Below are 18,780 nucleotides of genomic sequence, written 5' to 3' on the forward strand. Positions count from 1 at the left end.
GCTCGGGCTCGATACCGCGACCCGCCTGCACCCCAATTTCGTACGCGCTTCCGATGCCGCCGCCGCGCCGACCGCGAACGCCTCGCCGACGACTTCCGCCGTCGCGGTGGGTCACAATCCGACGGATTTTCCCCGCATCTATTCCGTCGGCAGTGCCCCGGCGGCGGTGAACACCATAGTAGGCATCATTGCCGAAGGAGACGTGACGCAGTCCGTCATCGACTTGGCGACGTTCGAAAGCAATAACCACCTGCCTGCCGTACCCGTTTCCGTGATTCATGCCGGGCTGTCGAGTGGGGACACGAGCGCAACCACGGAATGGTCGCTCGATAGCCAGACCATCGTCGGGATGTCCGGCGGCCTCAAGCAACTGAATTTCTACGTTGCGCGGTCGTTTGCCTGGAGCGATATGGCGCTGGCGATCAATCGCGCCGTGACCGACAACACTGCTCGGGTCATCAACATGTCGATCGGCGGGTGCGAGAACTGGGCGCCGACGGCGGTCATCGACACGTTGTTCCAACTCGCCGTCGCGCAGGGGCAGACTTTTTCGGTCAGCTCCGGCGATTCAGGCAGCGTGGCATACGGCTGCAGTGGCACATCGGTGCAATATCCCGCAACGTCACCGTATGTAGTGGCCGTTGGCGGCACGACGCTCTATACGAACGGGAACGGCAGCTATGCAGGCGAGACGGCCTGGGATTCCAGTGGGGGCGGCATTAGCGGTATCGAGCCGATTCCATCGTGGCAGTCGAATGTTCCGGCGCTCAAGGGGCGCGCTTTTCGGGGCATGCCGGACATCGCGTTCGACGCCGATCCGAACAGCGGCGAAGCAGTCGTCGCGGGCGGACAACTCGTGATAATGGGTGGGACGAGCCTGTCCGCGCCGTTGTTTGCTGCGACCTGGGCGCGCATGCTGTCCGGGGCCTGCGCAACGAATCTTGGTTTTGCGGCGCCCACGCTGTACAGCGCCCAGGTCAAGACGCCCTCGATCTTTCGCGATATCACCTACGGATCGAACGGCGCATACGGTGCAGGCTCGGGATGGGATTTCGTGACCGGCTGGGGCACGCCGAACGTCAGCGCGATGTATTCTGCGATATGTGGTCCGACAGCGGCGATTTACGGCGGTGTGATCAATCAAGGTACGACGCTCAGGCCGGGGCAAATCGCATATTCGGGTTCCAGAAGCCATCAGTTGGTCATGCAGAATGACGGCAACCTCGTGCTTTACAACACGACCAATGGTGCCGCGGTGTGGAATTCAGGCACTTACGGAAATCCCGGCGCGTATGCCGCCTTCCAAGGCGATGGCAACTTCGTGGTGTACGGCGCGAGCGGTAATGTGCTGTGGAACTCGGCGACCAGCAGCACGTCCTACAGCCAGTTTCTTGTCGTGCAGGACGACGGCAATCTGGTGATCTACCGATCATTCGTCCCGGTATTCTCCACATCGACCGCTTCCAGCGGATATGCAAACTCCCCGGCCGGCCCGGCCGTATGGAAGGGCGGTGTTGCCCTCGGCAGTGGCCAGAGTTTTACTTCAGGCAATGGTGCGAACGTGCTGATCATGCAGGGAGACGGAAATCTCGTGCTGCTCCGCCAGGGCGTTGTGCAATGGAATTCCGGTACGTATAGTCATCCGGGCGCATTCGCGGCGATGCAAACGGATGGCAATCTGGTCGTCTACAGTCCGACGGGGGCCCCGCTCTGGTATTCCGGCACCAGCGGCAATTCAGGCGCGGCGACTTATGTTCAGGACGACGGCAACGTCGTGATCTATGTGCCGCTGCCGCGCTGGAGCACGAATACAGCAGGTGCCTAGCAGCTTCACTCGTCGCTTCGCGACCGAATATCGCACGGCCGCCGTGACCGGCGGCGGGCCGCGCGAGCCGGGCAACACGCCGGCCGCGGCTCCTCAATGCCCCCGCCGCTCCTTCCTCACCACCATCCACCGCGGCGCCCTGAACCTGACGATGCTGAGATAAAGCCACACATACGTCAGCGCGAACAGCACGACGAACACGAACAGATGCACCGTATGCCGCCAGAACAGCGTCGCCGGAATCACCGCGACGAGGCACAGCAGCCACAGATAAGGTGAAGTCAACGAATTCCGCCGCGTCAGATCATGCGCGTGCTTCGTCCCCACGGCCCACCGCATCAGCCGCTTGTACACGAGCATATGCAGATGCACGCCGTCCGGAATCCCCGGCGACATCCCGCGGATGAACTTCTTCCGGTAGATCGAGAAGCAGGTCTCGAAGATCGGATACATGAACAGCAGCACCGGATACCACGCGGACACCTCGCGGTTGCGCATCACGAGCATGATCGCGAGCTCCGCGAGCATGAAGCCGATGAAATACGCGCCGCCGTCGCCGAGGAAGATCAGCCCCGCCGGGAAATTCCACAGAAAGAAGCCGAGCACCGCGCCCATCATGATGATCGACGCGGACATCACGACCGGGTCGTTCACATGGAACGCGACATACGCGAGCGACGCGAACATCATGAAGCTGACCATCGACGCGAGCCCGTTGAACCCGTCGATGATGTTGATCGCGTTCGCGAGCGCCGCGACCGCGAGCACCGTGATGAACGCCGAGATGGCCACGTAGCCGAGCAGGAAATCGAGCGGCGGCACGCTGATGCGCTTGACCGCGATGCCCAGCAGCCAGAACGCCAGCGCGGCCGCGCCCATCGTGCAGAGCAGCCGCGCACGCGGCGACACGCGCTTGGTCAGGTCCTCGACGAGGCCGGAGAGGAAAGCCGGCAGCCCGCACGCGGCGATCCCGAGAATGCTGCCGGAGATCGTCGGATAGCGCCGGGACAGCACCAGCGCGGCCACGACGACCCCGGCGAGGATCCCGATGCCCCCGACGCGCGGCACGGGCCGCACGTGGAATTTCTGCACGCCGGCCAGGTCGCTGTCGATCGAGAATTTCTCGTGAAGGTGCGCGTAGCGCACGATGAACAGCGTGACGAGCAAGGAGACGATGAAGCCGGACGCGAAGCTGAGCATGGGATCGCTCGAAAAATGGACAGCGGATTATACAAAACCGCGCGGGTTGCCCTCCTGCCATCGCCAGTGGTCGGCACACATGTCCTCGATGCCGAGCGTCGCACGCCAGCCGATGACGTCGGCCGCGGCCTGCGGATTCGCATAGCACTCGGCGATGTCGCCCGGGCGGCGCGCGACGAGTTCGTACGGCACCGGCCGGCCCGACGCCTTCTCGAACGCACGCACGACTTCCAGCACGCTGTAGCCTTGCCCGGTGCCGAGGTTCACGACGAAGCTCGCGTCGCGCTTGGCCAGTGCGTCGAGCGCGGCGATGTGCCCCTTCGCGAGATCGACGACGTGGATGTAGTCGCGCACGCCGGTGCCGTCCGGCGTCGGATAATCCGAACCGAATACACGGAGCTTTTCCAGCTTGCCGACCGCGACCTGTGCGACGTACGGCATCAGGTTGTTCGGGATGCCGGCCGGATCCTCGCCGATCAGCCCGCTCGCGTGCGCGCCGACCGGGTTGAAGTAGCGCAGCGTCGCGATGCGCCACGACGGGTCCGACACTTCGAGATCGCGCAGGATCTGCTCGGCGATCAGCTTCGACTGGCCGTACGGGTTCGTCGCGGCGAGCGGGAACGATTCGTCGATCGGCGAGCGTTCGGGCACGCCGTACACGGTCGCGGACGAGCTGAACACGAACTGCCTGACGTTGCGCTCGCGCATGACCTTGAGCACGGCGAGCAGTCCGCCGATGTTGTTCTGGTAGTACTCGAGCGGCTTCGCGACCGATTCGCCGACGGCCTTGAGCGCCGCGAAGTGAATCGTGCCGGTGATCGGGTGCGCGTCGAATACCTTCGCGAGCGCGGCTTCGTCGCACACGTCGACCTGATGGAACGCGGGCGTCTTGCCCGTGATCCGCTCGATGCGGCGCACGGATTCGGCCTTGCTGTTCACGAGGTTGTCGACGATCACGACGTCGTAGCCGTTGTCGAGCAGCTCGACGGCCGTGTGCGAGCCGATGTAGCCCGCGCCGCCGGTAACGAGGATGGTGCCTTTAGCGGTCATGCTGATGCGCTCCTTCAGAGTGTGAATCCCGTCAACGAATGGATGGTCTCCCTGTAGCGTTCGACGACCTGCTGTTCGTCGAATTCCGCCGCGACCTTGTGCCGGCCGCGTACGCCCATCGCCGCACGGCCTTGCGGCCCGAGCGCGATCATGCGATTCAGTTGTTCGGCGAGGCTCGCGCTGTCGCGTACGCGGCACAGGAAGCCCGTTTCGCCGTCGGCGACGACGTCGCGGCAGCCCGGCACGTCGGTCGCGACGATCGGGCGGCCCATCGCCGATGCTTCCATCAACGTGCGCGGCACGCCTTCGCGGTACGACGGCAGCACGACGCAATCGGCCGCCGCGATATGCGGGCGCACGTCGTGCGCTTCGCCGAGATACTCGACGATGCCTTCGTCGACCCACGCGTCGACGTCCGTGCGACCGATCGCGCTCGGATTGTCGACGCCGAGCGGCCCGAGCAACTGGAAGCGCGCGTTCGGGAAGCGCGCGCGTACGAGACGCGCGGCTTCCACGTATTCGCGCACGCCCTTGTCCCACAGCAGCCGGCCGATCAGGATGAAGACGGGCGCGGCGCCGCCCGGCAGCGGCACGGGCGAGAACTGTTCGAGATCGACGCCTTCGCCGTGCAGCAGCCGCGCGCGCTCGGGATGTGCGAGCAAGCGCTCGTCGGTGAAGGTCGCGAGATCGTCGCGATTGAGGAACCACACCTCGCGCGGGAAGCGGAACGCGAACCGGTACAGGCGCTTCGCGACGCTCGCCGCGCGGCTCTTCTGGATGAACACGTAGCCGAGGCCGGTCGTCACCGCGATCGACGGCACGCGCGCGAGCCACGCGGCCACCGAGCCGTAGATATTCGGCTTGATCGTGTAATGGAACACGAGATCGGGCCGCAGCGCGCGGTAGTGGCGCGCGAGCGCGGCGAGCGTGCCGAGATCCTCGCGCGGGCTCGTGCCTTTCGACGCGATCGCGAGCGCCACATAGCGGCAGCCCATCTGCTCGAGCAGCGGCACCGTACGGTCGTGCGGCGCGATCACGATGACCTCGGCGCCGCGCGCGACGAGCGCACGGATCAGCCCGTGGCGATACGTATGGATCGCCCAGGCCGTGTTGCAGACGAGCGCGATGCGCAGCGGGGAGGTGGCGGACATGAAAAAAAGAAAAAATAAAGCGTCGAAATGGGCGAGCGGGCCGGATGCGCGTCAGGCGGACGGCCGCGCGGCGAACAGCGTCTGCTTGATGCGCTGCAGCGTACGGTACGGCGTGACGAAATGCAGCAGGTTCTTGGCGAGGCCGGCCCAGTCGTACGGGTTCAGCACGTTGAAGTGGCGCAACAGCAGCGTGAGCGTCGACACCAGCTGGCGCCGGCGTTTGGTCGCGCTGATCCCGCCCTCGTTAAGCTCGTAATACAGGCCGAGTTCCGGCAGGTTCGCGCAATCGTAGCGTTGCATTAACCGTAAAAAAAGATCGAGATCCTCGGCCGCGCGGTACTGCGCCCGATAGTTGCCCACCTCGCGCACGGCGTCGATGCGCAACATGACCGACGGATGCACGAGCGGCGAGCGCAGGAAGCGCGTGCGGCGCAGCGTGCGCGGATCGGCGGGCGGTGTCAGCATGAAGCGCGGCTCGCCGGCGCGCGACACGACCTGCGTCCACATGCCGACGCAGGCCACGCGCGGGTGGGCGCCGAGATAGGCGCGTTCTTTCGCCAAGCGCTGCGGCGCGGCGAGATCGCCCGCGTCGATGCGGGCCGCATAGCGGAAGCCGCGCGCGGCGAGCGCGTCGATGCCGGCCGCTAGCGCGCGTTCGATGCCACCGTTCTGCGGCATGCGCAGCACGTCGATCGACAGGCCCGGCAGGTCGGGCGCGACGATCGGCGGCGTGCTGCCGTCGTCGACGATCAGCACGTGCACGCGCGCATCCTCGCGAAACGACGCGAGGGTCCGGACGACGTCGTCGTGCCCGTTGTAGGCCGGCATCAGCACGGCCACGTCGTCGAGCGGGGGCGGGCAATCGGGGGGCGTCATGTTCGCAGCTTGAAACGGATGTAATAAAAGTTGACGGCGGCGGCGGCGAGGTAGCCGGCCGCCAGCCCGACGAGCGCGCCGTACAGGCCGAGCCGCGGGATCGCGAACAGGTTGACGAGCGCGGCGATCGCCAGCGCGAGCAGCCATTTCGTGAGCAACACGAATTTTGCTTGATATTTGAGAACGATAAGATTGCCTATCGCCTCGATGCCGGCCGGCACGGACAGCCAGACGGCCCAGCGGAAGATGTCGACCGACGCCTCGTAGCCGCGGCCGAACACCTTGCCGACGATCAGCGGGGCGGCCGCGTCGAGCACGAGTGCGCCGGCCGTCATCAGGCCGGCCGTCATCGCGATCAGCCGGACGATGTTGCGGCGCAGCCGCGCGACGTCCTGCACGCGGTAGACGAACGCGGGCGCGATGGTCTGCGCGAGCATCAGCGCGAGCGTGATCCAGTTCTCGTTGAGCTGCTGCGCGGCCGAATAGCGGCCGAGATCGGCGAACGACACGTGGCGCTCGAGCATCAGGCGGTCGAGTTTCAGGAACAGGTACATGCAGATGAGGCCGAGCCAGAACACGGTGCCGGCCGTGGCAAAGTGCCGGAACAGCGATGTGTCGAACGTCCAGCCGAGCGCGCCGCCGTTACGATGGCGGTAGTACAGCAGCAGCGCGAGGCCGATCGCGGCGGCTTCCAGCGCCCACAGCCACGCGAAGCGGGCAGGGCCGGCGGCGGCACGCACCAGCAGCCAGACGAGCAATGCCTTCGCGAGCGCGGTGACCATGCTGGTGACGAGCTGCGGCTTGCTGTAGGTCATGCTCTGCAGCCACGCGTTGATCACGCCGACGAACGGCTCGCGGAACACCATCGTGACCGCGAGGCCCGCGAGCATCGCGCCGACCAGCGGGTCGAACGCGCCCGCGGCGATCGCGATCCAGGTCGCGGCGAGCGCGGCGACCGACACGGCGATGCGCAGCACGAACGCGCTGCCGAGCACCGCGCCGAGCTGGGCGGGCGGGCGCTGGACGATGGTCGGGACGAGGATTTCCGCGCCGCACACCCAGGTGAGCGGCGCCAGTACCAGGAGAAGCGTATTCGCATACTGCCATTTGCCGAACACATCTGGCCCGAAATAACGGGCCAGCAGGCCGCTGATCGCGATCGCGACGCCGATCTGCGTGAGCCGTTCGAGCCCCAGCCAGACGAGGTTCGCGACGGCCTTCGCGACGTCCGGGTTGCCGAAGCGCTTCAGCATGCGCGGCGGCGGCTGCGCGCGCGGGAGGCGGCCGGAAGCGGCGGGTGGGCGGTGGCGGAGCGGCTAGGCATTAAAATGGGCGATATGCGCGTCATCAAAACCCGCGATTATAAGTGGGATCGCGACCGCTCCAGCCGTTCCGCTCCTTGTTTTACGGGCCGCCTGTATCATGCGCGGCACCGGCGAGAGGCGGCCAGCCAAGCCAGACAATTTTCCATGCACGCAACTGAGAGAGAAGAGAATCGATGATCTCCCAATCCATCTTCAAGGCATATGACATCCGTGGCGTGGTCGGCAAGACACTCGACGTCGACACGGCGCGCGGGATCGGCCGCGCATTCGGTAGCGAAGTGCGTGCGCAGGGCGGCGATGCGGTCGTCGTCGCGCGCGACGGCCGCCTGTCCGGGCCGGAACTCGTCGGCGCACTGGCCGACGGCCTGCGTGCGGCCGGTGTCGACGTCGTCGACGTCGGCATGGTGCCGACGCCGGTCGGCTATTTCGCGGCGAACGTGCCGCTGGCGCTGAAGGGCGGCGAGCGCCGCGTCGATTCGTGCATCGTCGTCACGGGCAGCCACAACCCGCCCGACTACAACGGCTTCAAGATGGTGCTGCGCGGCGCCGCGATCTACGGCGAGCAGATCCAGGCGCTGTATCGCCGCATCGTCGACGAGCGGTTCGAGACGGGCAGCGGCACCTATGAGGAAATCGACGTCGCCGATCAGTACATCGCACGCATCGTCGGCGACGTGAAGCTCGCGCGGCCGCTGAAGCTCGTGGTCGACGCCGGCAACGGTGTCGCGGGCCCGCTCGCGACGCGCCTGTTCAAGGCGCTCGGCTGCGAGCTCGTCGAACGCTTCACGGACATCGACGGCACGTTCCCGAACCACCACCCCGATCCCGCCCACCCGGAAAACCTGCAGGACGTGATCCAGGCGCTGAAGGACACCGACGCCGAGATCGGCTTCGCGTTCGACGGCGACGGCGACCGCCTGGGCGTCGTCACGAAGGACGGCCAGATCATCTATCCGGACCGCCAGCTGATGCTGTTCGCGGAAGAAGTGCTGTCGCGCAATCCGGGCGCCCAGATCATCTACGACGTGAAGTGCACGCGTCACCTCGCGCAGTGGGTGAAGTCGAAGGGCGGCGAGCCCTTGATGTGGAAGACGGGCCACTCGCTCGTGAAGGCGAAGCTGCGCGAGACGGGTGCGCCGCTCGCGGGTGAAATGAGCGGCCACGTGTTCTTCAAGGATCGCTGGTACGGCTTCGACGACGGGCTGTACACCGGCGCGCGCCTGCTCGAGATTCTCGCGAAGACGGCCGATCCGAGCGCGCTGCTCAACAGCCTGCCGGACGCGATGAGCACGCCCGAACTGCAGCTCTGGCTCGACGAAGGCGAGAATTTCCGCCTGATCGAGCAACTGCAGAAAGAGGCGAAGTTCGACGGCGCCGACGAAGTCGTGACGATCGACGGCCTGCGTGTCGAGTACCCGGACGGCTTCGGCCTCGCGCGTTCGTCGAACACGACGCCGGTCGTCGTGATGCGCTTCGAGGCCGAGACGCAGGAAGGGCTCAAGCGCATCCAGGAAGACTTCCGCCGCGTGCTGACGGCCGCGAAGCCGGACGTCAAGCTGCCGTTCTGAGCGTCGGCGGCCGGCGGGCCGCCCGTACGACGGCTGGTTCATCGGCCGTGTTTATCCCGAAAAGCGGCGCGCGCCCCGGGCGCGCGGCCGCTTTTTGTCTGTCCGGCCCGTCGGCCGGGATAAAATCGCCCCTTTATGTCTGTCGCCGGCTGCCAGCCGGCGTTTTTTCAGCGTGCAAAAGATCCTGATCGTGCGCGTGTCGTCGCTGGGCGACGTCGTGCACAACATGCCGGTGATCGCCGATATCCGGCGCCGTCACCCCGATGCGCAGATCGACTGGCTCGTCGAGGAAAGCTTCGTCGACCTCGTGCGGCTCGTCGACGGCGTGCGCAACGTGCTGCCGTTCTCGCTGCGCCGCTGGCGCAAGAAGCCGTTCTCGGGCGCGACGTGGCGCGAGATCCGCGCATTCCGCCGGCGCCTCGCGGCCGAGCAGTACGACCTCGTGATCGACTGCCAGGGCCTCATCAAGACGGCCTGGGTCGCGAGCTGGGCGCGCGGCCCGCTCGTCGGGCTCGGCAATCGCACCGACGGCGCCGGCTACGAATGGCCGGTGCGCTTCTTCTACCGCAAGCGCGTGCCGATCGCGCCGCGCACGCACGTGGTCGAGCGCTCGCGGCAACTCGTCGCGGCCGCGCTGGACGACCCGGCGCCGACCCCGGCCGACCCGGTGGAATTCGGCCTCGACACGCGGGCGGCGGCGCTCGCGGTGGCCGCGCTCGGCCTGAACCTGCCGGTGCCGTACGTCGTGTTCGTCCACGCGACGTCGCGCGCCGACAAGCAGTGGCCGGATGCCGCTTGGATCGAGCTCGGCCAGGCGCTCGTGCGGCGCGGCGCGTCGCTCGTGCTGCCGTGGGGCAACGACGCGGAACGCGCGACCAGCGAGCGGCTCGCGAAGGAATTCGGCGCGGCGGCGATCGTGCCGCCGAAGCTGTCGCTGCCGGCCGTGGTCGGGCTGATCGACGGCGCGGCCGCGACGGTCGGGGTTGATACAGGTCTGGTTCACATCGCGGCCGCGCTGAAGCGTCCGACGGTCGAACTGTACAATTTCGCGACGGCCTGGCGGACCGGCGGCTACTGGTCGCCGAACGTCGTCAATCTCGGCACGGCGGGGCAGCCCCCGTCGATCGCGCAGGTGAAGTCGGCGCTCGCGGGCTTCGGTCTCCTGTAACGCTGTCCATACGCGAACCGATCATGAGCGAATCCCAGATCATCGAAGTCCCGTCCGCCGACTGGAGCGGACACAACCTGTCGGCGCCGCGCGAGCAGTTGCTCGCCGCGGTCGAGGAAGGCAAGGTGCTGTATTTCCCGCATCTGCGCTTCGCGATCGAAGGCGGCGAGGAAGCGCTGCTCGATCCGGCGCTCGCCGATCCGAAACGCAAGAACATCAGCCTCGCGCCGAACGGCGGCGCGCTCGCCGGCGTGCTCGGCGACAGCGTCACGCAATCGGCCGTGCGCGCGCTCGTCGCGCGCTTCCAGCAGCAGGCCGGCACGCTCGTCGACGGCCTCTTTCCCGAATACCGCGGCAAGCTGCGCGTCGCGCCGACGAGCCTGCGGCTGATGCAGGTCGAAACGCGCCAGACGTCGTGGCGCAAGGACGATAGCCGCCTGCACGTCGACGCATTCCCGTCGCGGCCGAACTACGGCGAGCGAATCCTGCGCGTGTTCACGAACGTGAACCCGGCCGGCGCGCCGCGCGTGTGGCGGGTCGGCGAGCCGTTCGAGGACGTCGCGAAGCGTTTCCTGCCGAAGATCCGGCCGCAGTTCCCGGGCTCGGCGTGGCTGCTGAACCTGCTGCACGTGACGAAATCGCCGCGCAGCGCGTACGACCACCTGATGCTGAACCTGCACGACGGGATGAAGGCCGACCTCGACTATCAGAAGACTTGTCCGCAGCAGACGATGCCGTTTCCGCCGGGCAGCGTGTGGATATGTTTCTCCGATCAGACTTCGCACGCTGTGATGTCCGGCCAGTTCATGCTCGAGCAGACCTTCTTCCTGCCGGTCGATGCGATGGTGCGTCGCGAGTGCGCGCCGCTCGGCATTCTCGAACGCCTGACGGGCAGGGCGCTGGTTTGAGCGCGCCTCTGCTTCGACGTCACTCGAGGGCGGCCGCATGCTGAGGGCGATCTATCGTGCGCTGTGGTGGCTCGTCGCGCCGGCCGCCGTGATCCGGCTCTATGTGCGTTCGCGCAAGGAGCGCGGCTATCGCGAGCATATCGGCGAACGCTTCGGCCGCGTCGCGGGCCGCTCGCCGGACGATCGCGCGCCGCTGATCTGGGTGCATGCGGTGTCGGTCGGCGAGACGCGCGCCGCGCAGCCGCTGATCGACGCGCTGATGCATGCGCGCCCCGATGCGCGCATCCTGCTCACGCACATGACGCCGAGCGGCCGCGCGACGGGCGAACAGATCTTCGGCGATCGCGTGCTGCGCTGCTACCTGCCGTACGACATGCCGGGCGCGGTGCGGCGCTTCCTGCGCGCATGGCGGCCGACGCTCGGTCTCGTGATGGAAACCGAGGTGTGGCCGACGTTGATCGACGAGTGCCGCCGCGCGGATGTGCCGCTCGTGCTGACCAATGCGCGGATGTCCGCGCGTTCGTTCCGGCGCGCGGCGAAGTTCGGCACGGCGACGCGCGACGTGTTCGGCGGCTTCTCGCGCGTGCTCGCGCAGAGCCCGGCCGATGCGGAGCGGCTGACGTCGCTCGGCGCGCGCAACGTGACCGTGCTCGGCAACCTGAAGTTCGACATGACGACGCCGCCGGAACTCGCGGCGCGCGGCCATGCGTGGCGCGACGCGATCGGCGCGCGGCCGGTGTGGGTCGCCGCCAGCACGCGCGAGAACGAGGAGGCACTCGTGCTGCAGGCGTTCGCGGAAATGCGCACGCCCGGCGCGCTGCTGGTGCTCGTGCCGCGTCATCCGCAGCGCTTCGCCGAGGTCGAGGCGCTCATCGTGCGCAACGGGCTCAAGTGCGTGCGGCGCTCGGTCTGGGCGGCCGATGCGGCCGCGCTCGCGGCGGGCCGGCCGGCCGCCGAACCGTTGGCCGGCGACGTGACGGTGCTGCTCGGCGATTCGATGGGCGAGCTCGGCGCGTACTACGCGGCGGCCGATATCGCGTTCATCGGCGGCAGCCTGTTGCCGCTCGGCGGGCAGAACCTGATCGAAGCGTGCGCGGTCGGCGTGCCGGTGCTGATCGGGCCGCACGTGTTCAACTTCACGCAGGCGACCGCGGACGCGGTCGCGGCCGGCGCGGCGATGCAGGTCGCGGATCCGCTCGATCTCGCGCACGTGCTCGACGCGCTGTTCGTCGACAAGGCGCGGCGCATCGCGATGGGCGCGGCCGGCGCGGCCTTCGCGTCGCGTCACCGCGGCGCGACCGCGCGCACGGTCGACGTGCTCGCCGCGTTGCTGCCGCCCGCCGAAGCCGGTGCGCGTGGGCTGCCGGGCGGGCTGGGCGCCGCTTCCGAAGACGAATAGACGAAGGGCGGCGCAAGGCCGCCCGCGCACGCATGGCGGCGACGCGAGCCGCCGCCATGCCGCTCACACCGTCAGCAAGCCCTTCTTCTCGATGAACGCGATCACGTCCGCGACGCCGTCGAGCGCCTTCAGGTTCGTCATCACGTAAGGCCGTTCGCCGCGCATCTTCCGCGTGTCGGATGCCATCACGTCGAGATTCGCGCCGACCAGCGGCGCGAGGTCGGTCTTGTTGATCACGAGCAGGTCGGACTTCGTGATGCCGGGGCCGCCCTTGCGCGGAATCTTCTCGCCGCCGGCCACGTCGATCACGTAGATCGTCAGGTCCGACAGCTCGGGGCTGAAGGTCGCCGCGAGATTGTCGCCGCCGGACTCGATGAACACGATGTCGGCATCCGGGAAGCGCGCGAGCATCCGGTCGACGGCCTCGAGGTTGATCGACGCGTCCTCGCGGATCGCCGTGTGCGGGCAGCCGCCCGTTTCGACGCCCATGATGCGTTCCTCGGGCAGCGCGCCCGCGACTGTCAGCAGCCGCTGGTCTTCCTTCGTATAGATGTCGTTCGTGATCGCGACGAGGTCGTACCGGTCGCGCATCGCCTTGCACAGCATTTCGAGCAGCGTGGTCTTGCCGGAGCCGACGGGGCCGCCGATGCCGACGCGCAGCGGCGGCAGTTTTTTCGTGCGGTGGGCGGGGGAGGGAGCGGGTGCGTTCATGGCGTGGATCAAGTTCAGGAGCGGAACAACCGCGAGTACTGGGTTTCGTGCCGCGCGGACAGGATGCCGAGCTGCGGCGCGAACGTGTTGACGGCGTCGGGCGGCGTCGCGAGCGCGCGGCGCACGGCCGCGTCGATCGCGCCGCGCAGCGCGACGATGATGCGTTGCCCGGCGAGCTGGCCGAGCGGCACGGCCTTCAGCGCGGCGGACGTCTGGTTCTCGACCCAGCCGAATGCGTACGCGGCGAGCGTCGCGTCGGCGCTGGCGTCGTGTGCGGCCGCCGCATATGCGAACGCGGTCGGTAGCGCGACCGGCGACAGCGACGCGAGCGTCGCGCGGCGGGCGGCGTCGCCCCATTCGAGCGACGCGCACAGCTGCGCGAGCGACCAGCCCATCTGTTCGGTTTCGCGGCGCAGTTCGGCCGATTCCCGGCTCGCGACGAACCACGCGTTTTCGGCGACGAGCGCGTGCGTGTCGTGCGTCTGCCAGCGGTTGAGCTGGTGCGCGAGGAACGGCAACTCGCCGTGCGCGAGCACGTCGGTCAGGCCGCTGGCGATCCAGTCGCGCGCGGAATCGGCGTCGTGGATCAGGTTCGCGTCGAGCGCGGCTTCGAGGCCCTGCGAATAGCTGTACGCGCCGATCGGCAATGCGGGCGATGCGAGGTGCAGCAGCGCGACGAGTTCAGTGGTGGTCATGACCGTGGTGGCCGTGCGTGCAGCCGGGACCATGCTGATGATCGTGATCGTGCGAATGCCCGTGGTGTTCGCCGAACACCTGCTGCGCGAGCGCGTAATCCTCGGCGAACGTCGCATCGTGCCCGTGCTTGTGGCCGCCGCCGTACGCGCCGGCTTCCGGCTGGAACGGCGCGCGTGCCTCTTCGACCTGCGTGCCGAGCCGGCGCAGCATGTCCGCGAGCACGGGATCGGCTTCGAGCTTCAGGTAGCCGTCGCCGATTTCGACCGGCGTATGACGATTGCCGAGGTGATACGCGGCACGCATCAGCGTGAGCGGGTCGGCCGCGCGCACGAGCAGCACGGTTTCGGGTGCCGCGGCGATGCGCACGAGCCCGCCGTCGTCGGCGACGAGCACGTCGCCGTCGCGCAGCACGGTGCCGCGCGGCAGCAGGACCGCGACGGCCTCGCCGCTGTCGAGCGTCGCCGCGAGGCGGCTCTTGCAGCGCGCGTCATAGGCGAGCGTGAGCGTCGGCGCGCGTGCGACGAGCGACGCGGCGAGTTTCACGTTCGGGGCAATGCGTTTGTCGAGGGTGCGCATGAAGCTGAGGATTCCGGATCAGAACAGGAAATAGCGCTGCGCCATCGGCAGCACCGTCGCCGGTTCGCAGGTGAGCAACTGGCCGTCGGCGATCACGTCGTAGGTTTCGGGATCGACGCTGATCGACGGACGCCATGCGTTGTGAATCATGTCGGCCTTCGTCACGTTGCGGCAGTTGCGCACCGGCACGATCCGCTTCGCGAGGCCGTAGCGCTCCGCGATGCCCGCGTCGGCCGCCATCTGCGACACGAAGGTCAGCGACGTGCGCGCGAGCGCGCCGCCACGCGTCGCGAACATCTCGCGATAGTGAACCGGCTGCGGCGTCGGGATCGACGCGTTCGGGTCGCCCATCTGCGCGACGGCGATCATCCCGCCCTTCAGGATCATCGACGGCTTGATCCCGAAGAACGCGGGTTCCCACAGCACGAGGTCGGCCCATTTGCCGGGCTCGATCGAGCCGACTTCGTGCGCGATGCCGTGCGTGAGCGCCGGGTTGATCGTGTACTTCGCGACGTAGCGCTTCGCGCGGAAATTGTCGTTGCGCGAGCTGTCTTCCGGCAGCGCGCCGCGCTGCACTTTCATCTTGTGCGCGGTCTGCCACGTGCGGATGATCACTTCGCCGACGCGGCCCATCGCCTGCGAATCGGACGACAGCATCGACAGCGCGCCGAGATCGTGCAGGATGTCCTCGGCCGCGATCGTCTCGCGGCGAATGCGCGATTCGGCGAACGCGAGGTCCTCCGCGATCGACGGATCGAGGTGATGGCACACCATCAGCATGTCGAGATGCTCGTCGAGCGTGTTGATCGTGTACGGGCGCGTCGGATTGGTCGACGACGGCAGCACGTTCATCTCGCCGCACACCTTCAGGATGTCGGGCGCATGGCCGCCGCCCGCGCCTTCGGTGTGGTACGTATGGATCGTGCGGCCCTTGAACGCGGCGACCGTCGATTCGACGAAGCCCGCTTCGTTCAGCGTGTCGGTGTGGATCGCGACCTGCGTGTCGGTGTCGTCGGCGACCGACAGGCAGTTGTCGATCGCGGCGGGCGTCGTGCCCCAGTCCTCGTGCAGCTTCAGCCCGATCGCGCCGGCCGCGATCTGCTCGACGAGCGGCTGCGGCAGGCTCGCGTTGCCCTTGCCGAGGAAGCCGAGGTTGATCGGCCAGCCGTCGGCGGCCTGCAGCATCCGCTCCATGTGCCACGGGCCCGGCGTGCAGGTGGTCGCGTTGGTGCCGGTGGCCGGCCCCGTGCCGCCGCCGAGCATCGTCGTGACGCCCGAGGCCAGTGCCTCGTCGATCTGCTGCGGGCTGATGAAGTGGATGTGCGTGTCGATGCCGCCCGCGGTCACGATCAGCCCTTCGCCGGCGATCACTTCGGTCGCCGCGCCAATCGCGATCGTCACGCCCGGTTGAATGTCGGGGTTGCCGGCCTTGCCGATCGCGGCGATGCGGCCGTGCTTGATCGCGATGTCGGCCTTCACGATGCCCCAGTGATCGAGGATCACCGCGTTCGTGATGACGGTATCGGGCACGTCGGCGGCCACGCGCTGCGACTGGCCCATCCCGTCGCGGATCACTTTCCCGCCGCCGAATTTCACTTCCTCGCCGTACGTGGTGAAGTCGCGTTCGATTTCGATCAGCAGTTCGGTATCGGCGAGCCGCACGCGGTCGCCCGTCGTCGGCCCGAACATTTCCGCGTACGCGCGGCGGCTCAAGCGTAGTGTCATGTGCTGTTCCTGAAGAGCGGGGCGGCTTACAGCGGCCCCATCACCTTGCCCTGAAAACCGTAGACGGCGCGCTCGCCCGCGAGGGCGACGAGCTCGACGGTGCGCGTCTGGCCCGGCTCGAAGCGCACGGCCGTGCCGGCCGCGATGTTGAGCCGGAAGCCGCGTGCGGCCGCGCGGTCGAACGACAGCGCGTCGTTGACTTCGAAGAAGTGGTAGTGCGAGCCGACCTGCACCGGGCGATCGCCGGTGTTCGCGACGACGAGCGACAGCGTCGCGCGGCCCGCGTTCAGTTCGTGGTCGCCGTCGTCGGTGAGGATTTCGCCGGGAATCATGCGGGGCTTCACGGAATCGGGTGGTGGACGGTCACGAGTTTCGTGCCGTCGGGGAAGGTCGCTTCGACCTGGATGTCGGGAATCATTTCCGGCACGCCGTCCATCACGTCGTCGCGCGTGAGCAGCGTCGTGCCGTAGTGCATCACCTCGGCCACGGTCTTGCCGTCGCGCGCGGCTTCCATCAGCGCCGCGGTGATGAAGGCGACCGCCTCCGGATAATTGAGCTTCAGGCCGCGCGCGCGGCGGCGTTCGGCAAGCAACGCCGCCGTGAAGATCAGCAGCTTGTCCTTTTCGCGGGGAGTCAGTTTCATGAAGGCAGGCGTTCAGGAAAACGTAATTTTTATCGGTGCGTAAGCGACCGAGCAGGGGTGCGGACCATCGTAGCACCGCGCTGTTTGGCGTGCGTCGTGTATCGCTTATGTAAGCAGCAAGGTGCGTGCCATGAGCGTTCGACGTGCCGCCATGCGCGCCCGTGGTGCGTGATGCATGCAGACTGTGCGTCGCGTGTCGCGGCGTTGCGCCGAAACGGTGCGTAAGGTGGACGTGCTCAGGTCTGCCAGAGACGCAGCGGCCGCGCGTCGACGCCGTGCACGATCGGTCGCAACTGCAGCCAGCAGTCGGTGAAGTGGCGCTGCAGCGCTTCCATCGACGTTGCCAGCGCGCGCACCAGCACGACGCCGGGCGTCACGCAGGTGGCGCCCGCGCGCAGCGTGTCGTCGAACGGCATGCGCGCGGCGAGCGCTTCGGCGAGCGCGGCGTCGCACGCGGCGCCGGCCGCCCACAGCGTGCCGTACGCGGGAAAGCCGGCGAGGCCCTGCAGCGCGCCGCGCAGTGGGTCGCGCGCGTCGAGCAGCGCGCGTTCGGTCCACAGCGGCCGGCCGTCGGCGGCGACAAGCGCCGAGCTCGACGCGATGCGCCCCGCCGACCAGGTTTCGCCGGCGGCCTGCCGGCCGAGCTGCGTCGCGTCCCAGCCGATCGCGCTCGCGCCTGCGCCGAGCGTCACCGTGAAGTCGAGCGACGCGTGCGCCGTGTCGAAGAACAGGTTGTTCTGCGGCAGCCAGTCGAGCTTCGCGTGTTCGCCAACCGTGATGCCGATCCGTTGCGTCGCGTCCAGCCCGTTCGACTTGTACCACTTGGTCGCGCCGGGTGTCGTCAGCACCGCGTGCGTGCCGTCGCCGAGCGCGATGTCGATGTCGAGCCGGTCGCCGCCCGCGACGCCGCCCGGCGGATGGACGATCACCGCGTGGCAGATCGCGTCGCCCTCCGGATACAGCGGCCGCTGCACGCGCAGCGGGCCGTCGTGCAGCCGGTGCGCGAGCGTCGTGCGCGCGCCGTGCCGCTCGAAGCCGAGTTCGAGGCGGCCGCGCCACGACTTGGCGACGGCGGGGCGGGACAGCGTGGCATGCGAATCGGGGGCGGACATCGGCGGCGAACGGGAAACGAGGAAGCGGGTGCGAAGAACGTGGATGCTACCGGAACAATAATGCAGATACTGCATTCGTTGAAAGCGCTGTGCGCGCCGTCCGCACGTGTCACCCGCCGCGCACCGCGGCGCCGGCCGCCACGCCTGCCGTCACACCGCGATCAGCTCGCGCACGCCGTTCGCCTCCATGTCGCGCGCGTCGCCGCCCGCGACGATCTCCCCGCGGCTCATCACCCAGTAGCTGTCCGCAATCGAGCGCGCGAAGTCGTAATACTGTTCGACGAGCAGCACGGTCATCTTCGATTCGTCGACGAGCTGGCGCAGCGTGCGCCCGATGTCCTGGATGATCGACGGCTGGATGCCTTCGGTCGGCTCGTCGAGGATCAGCAACTGCGGCTCGCTCATCAGCGCGCGGCCGATCGCGAGCTGTTGCTGCTGGCCGCCGGACAGGTCGCCGCCGCGCCGTGCGCGCATGTCCTTCAGCACCGGGAACAGGTCGTAGATGCGGTCGGGCACTTTCGACGGCGCCTTGCGGCTCGCCGCGCCGACGAGCAGGTTCTCCTCGACGGTGAGCCGTGGAAAGATGTCGCGGCCCTGCGGCACATACGCGAGCCCGGCCGCGACGCGCGCATACGGCGGCAGCGCGCCGAGTGCGGTGCCGCGCCACGACACGCTGCCGCTTTTCGCGGCGACGACGCCCATCAGGCAGCGCAGCAGCGTGCTCTTGCCGACGCCGTTGCGGCCGAGCAGCACGGTGAGTTTGCCGTCGTCGGCGGCGAGGTTCACGTTGCGCAGGATATGGCTGCCGCCGTAGTACTGGTTCAGCGCTTCGATTTTCAGCATCGCA

Annotated in this window: 18 protein-coding genes; 5 read left to right on the top strand and 13 right to left on the bottom strand. The window is 67.9% G+C overall.

Going from position 1 to position 18,780, the window contains the following annotated elements:
- Nucleotides 1-1,825 (top strand): protease pro-enzyme activation domain-containing protein (locus tag AC3IFE_RS26820; RefSeq protein WP_489193111.1); only part of this gene is annotated, 1,825 nt, incomplete at its 5' end.
- 93 nt (nt 1,826-1,918) lie between these two features.
- Here the strand turns inward: AC3IFE_RS26820 and AC3IFE_RS26825 are convergent.
- The 5 genes from AC3IFE_RS26825 to AC3IFE_RS26845 are packed head-to-tail and all read right to left on the bottom strand — an operon-like array spanning nt 1,919 to nt 7,355.
- Nucleotides 1,919-3,025 carry an MraY family glycosyltransferase gene (locus AC3IFE_RS26825; RefSeq protein ID WP_489193113.1) on the bottom strand — a complete coding sequence of 369 codons (1,107 nt, stop codon included), beginning with the start codon at nt 3,023-3,025 and terminating at the stop codon, nt 1,919-1,921.
- Nucleotides 3,026-3,052: 27 nt separating this feature from the next.
- Entirely contained in the window at nt 3,053-4,075 is a 1,023-nt protein-coding gene (gene galE, locus AC3IFE_RS26830; RefSeq protein WP_489193115.1) for a UDP-glucose 4-epimerase GalE, read from the bottom strand.
- Nucleotides 4,076-4,089: 14 nt separating this feature from the next.
- Nucleotides 4,090-5,226, bottom strand: coding sequence for a glycosyltransferase family 4 protein (locus tag AC3IFE_RS26835; RefSeq protein WP_489193117.1), 1,137 nt, complete (start codon nt 5,224-5,226; stop codon nt 4,090-4,092).
- 51 nt (nt 5,227-5,277) lie between these two features.
- Nucleotides 5,278-6,102, bottom strand: a complete 825-nt coding sequence (locus tag AC3IFE_RS26840; protein ID WP_089466825.1) for a glycosyltransferase — start codon at nt 6,100-6,102, stop codon at nt 5,278-5,280.
- Nucleotides 6,099-7,355, bottom strand: a complete 1,257-nt coding sequence (locus AC3IFE_RS26845) for a lipopolysaccharide biosynthesis protein (protein WP_489193119.1) — start codon at nt 7,353-7,355, stop codon at nt 6,099-6,101. The genes AC3IFE_RS26840 and AC3IFE_RS26845 overlap by 4 nt, the downstream gene beginning before the upstream one ends.
- A 245-nt stretch (nt 7,356-7,600) precedes the next feature.
- Here AC3IFE_RS26845 and AC3IFE_RS26850 point away from each other — a divergent pair, with 245 nt between their 5' ends.
- The 4 genes from AC3IFE_RS26850 (at nt 7,601) to waaA (ending at nt 12,470) form a co-directional block, all read left to right on the top strand.
- Nucleotides 7,601-8,995 carry a phosphomannomutase/phosphoglucomutase gene (locus AC3IFE_RS26850; protein WP_089466827.1) on the top strand — a complete coding sequence of 465 codons (1,395 nt, stop codon included), beginning with the start codon at nt 7,601-7,603 and terminating at the stop codon, nt 8,993-8,995.
- Nucleotides 8,996-9,167: 172 nt separating this feature from the next.
- On the top strand, nt 9,168-10,163 hold the full coding sequence (gene waaC, locus AC3IFE_RS26855) for a lipopolysaccharide heptosyltransferase I (protein ID WP_006485129.1): 996 nt from the start codon (nt 9,168-9,170) through the stop codon (nt 10,161-10,163).
- Between the two features lie 23 nt (nt 10,164-10,186).
- Complete coding sequence (kdoO, locus tag AC3IFE_RS26860; RefSeq protein WP_006485119.1) at nt 10,187-11,071, top strand: Kdo hydroxylase KdoO; 885 nt, start codon at nt 10,187-10,189, stop codon at nt 11,069-11,071.
- 37 nt (nt 11,072-11,108) lie between these two features.
- Complete coding sequence (gene waaA / locus AC3IFE_RS26865) at nt 11,109-12,470, top strand: lipid IV(A) 3-deoxy-D-manno-octulosonic acid transferase (protein ID WP_489193122.1); 1,362 nt, start codon at nt 11,109-11,111, stop codon at nt 12,468-12,470.
- A 63-nt stretch (nt 12,471-12,533) separates the two neighbouring features.
- Here the strand turns inward: waaA and ureG are convergent, their stop codons facing one another.
- From ureG to urtE, 8 genes are all read right to left on the bottom strand, one after another.
- The gene (gene ureG, locus AC3IFE_RS26870) at nt 12,534-13,181 is read right to left on the bottom strand and encodes an urease accessory protein UreG (RefSeq protein ID WP_489193124.1); all 648 of its coding nucleotides are present in this window, start codon (nt 13,179-13,181) and stop codon (nt 12,534-12,536) included.
- Between the two features lie 14 nt (nt 13,182-13,195).
- Nucleotides 13,196-13,876: an urease accessory protein UreF gene (locus AC3IFE_RS26875; protein ID WP_089466830.1), complete on the bottom strand. Its 681-nt coding sequence runs from the start codon at nt 13,874-13,876 to the stop codon at nt 13,196-13,198.
- Nucleotides 13,863-14,453 (bottom strand): urease accessory protein UreE, encoded by a 591-nt coding sequence (gene ureE, locus AC3IFE_RS26880; protein WP_489193126.1) that lies wholly within the window; start codon nt 14,451-14,453, stop codon nt 13,863-13,865. The genes AC3IFE_RS26875 and ureE overlap by 14 nt, the downstream gene beginning before the upstream one ends.
- A gap of 18 nt (nt 14,454-14,471) precedes the next feature.
- Nucleotides 14,472-16,178: an urease subunit alpha gene (gene ureC / locus AC3IFE_RS26885; RefSeq protein WP_301738093.1), complete on the bottom strand. Its 1,707-nt coding sequence runs from the start codon at nt 16,176-16,178 to the stop codon at nt 14,472-14,474.
- Between the two features lie 26 nt (nt 16,179-16,204).
- The gene (locus tag AC3IFE_RS26890) at nt 16,205-16,510 is read right to left on the bottom strand and encodes an urease subunit beta (protein ID WP_089466832.1); all 306 of its coding nucleotides are present in this window, start codon (nt 16,508-16,510) and stop codon (nt 16,205-16,207) included.
- Between the two features lie 8 nt (nt 16,511-16,518).
- Entirely contained in the window at nt 16,519-16,821 is a 303-nt protein-coding gene (gene ureA / locus AC3IFE_RS26895; RefSeq protein ID WP_006406310.1) for an urease subunit gamma, read from the bottom strand.
- A gap of 236 nt (nt 16,822-17,057) precedes the next feature.
- Nucleotides 17,058-17,933 (bottom strand): urease accessory protein UreD, encoded by an 876-nt coding sequence (locus AC3IFE_RS26900; protein WP_301738095.1) that lies wholly within the window; start codon nt 17,931-17,933, stop codon nt 17,058-17,060.
- Nucleotides 17,934-18,083: 150 nt separating this feature from the next.
- Nucleotides 18,084-18,776, bottom strand: a complete 693-nt coding sequence (urtE, locus tag AC3IFE_RS26905; RefSeq protein WP_089466834.1) for an urea ABC transporter ATP-binding subunit UrtE — start codon at nt 18,774-18,776, stop codon at nt 18,084-18,086.
- Nucleotides 18,777-18,780: the final 4 nt, after the last annotated feature.

This window comes from Burkholderia sp. APQ4-4ca (genome assembly GCF_057837105.1).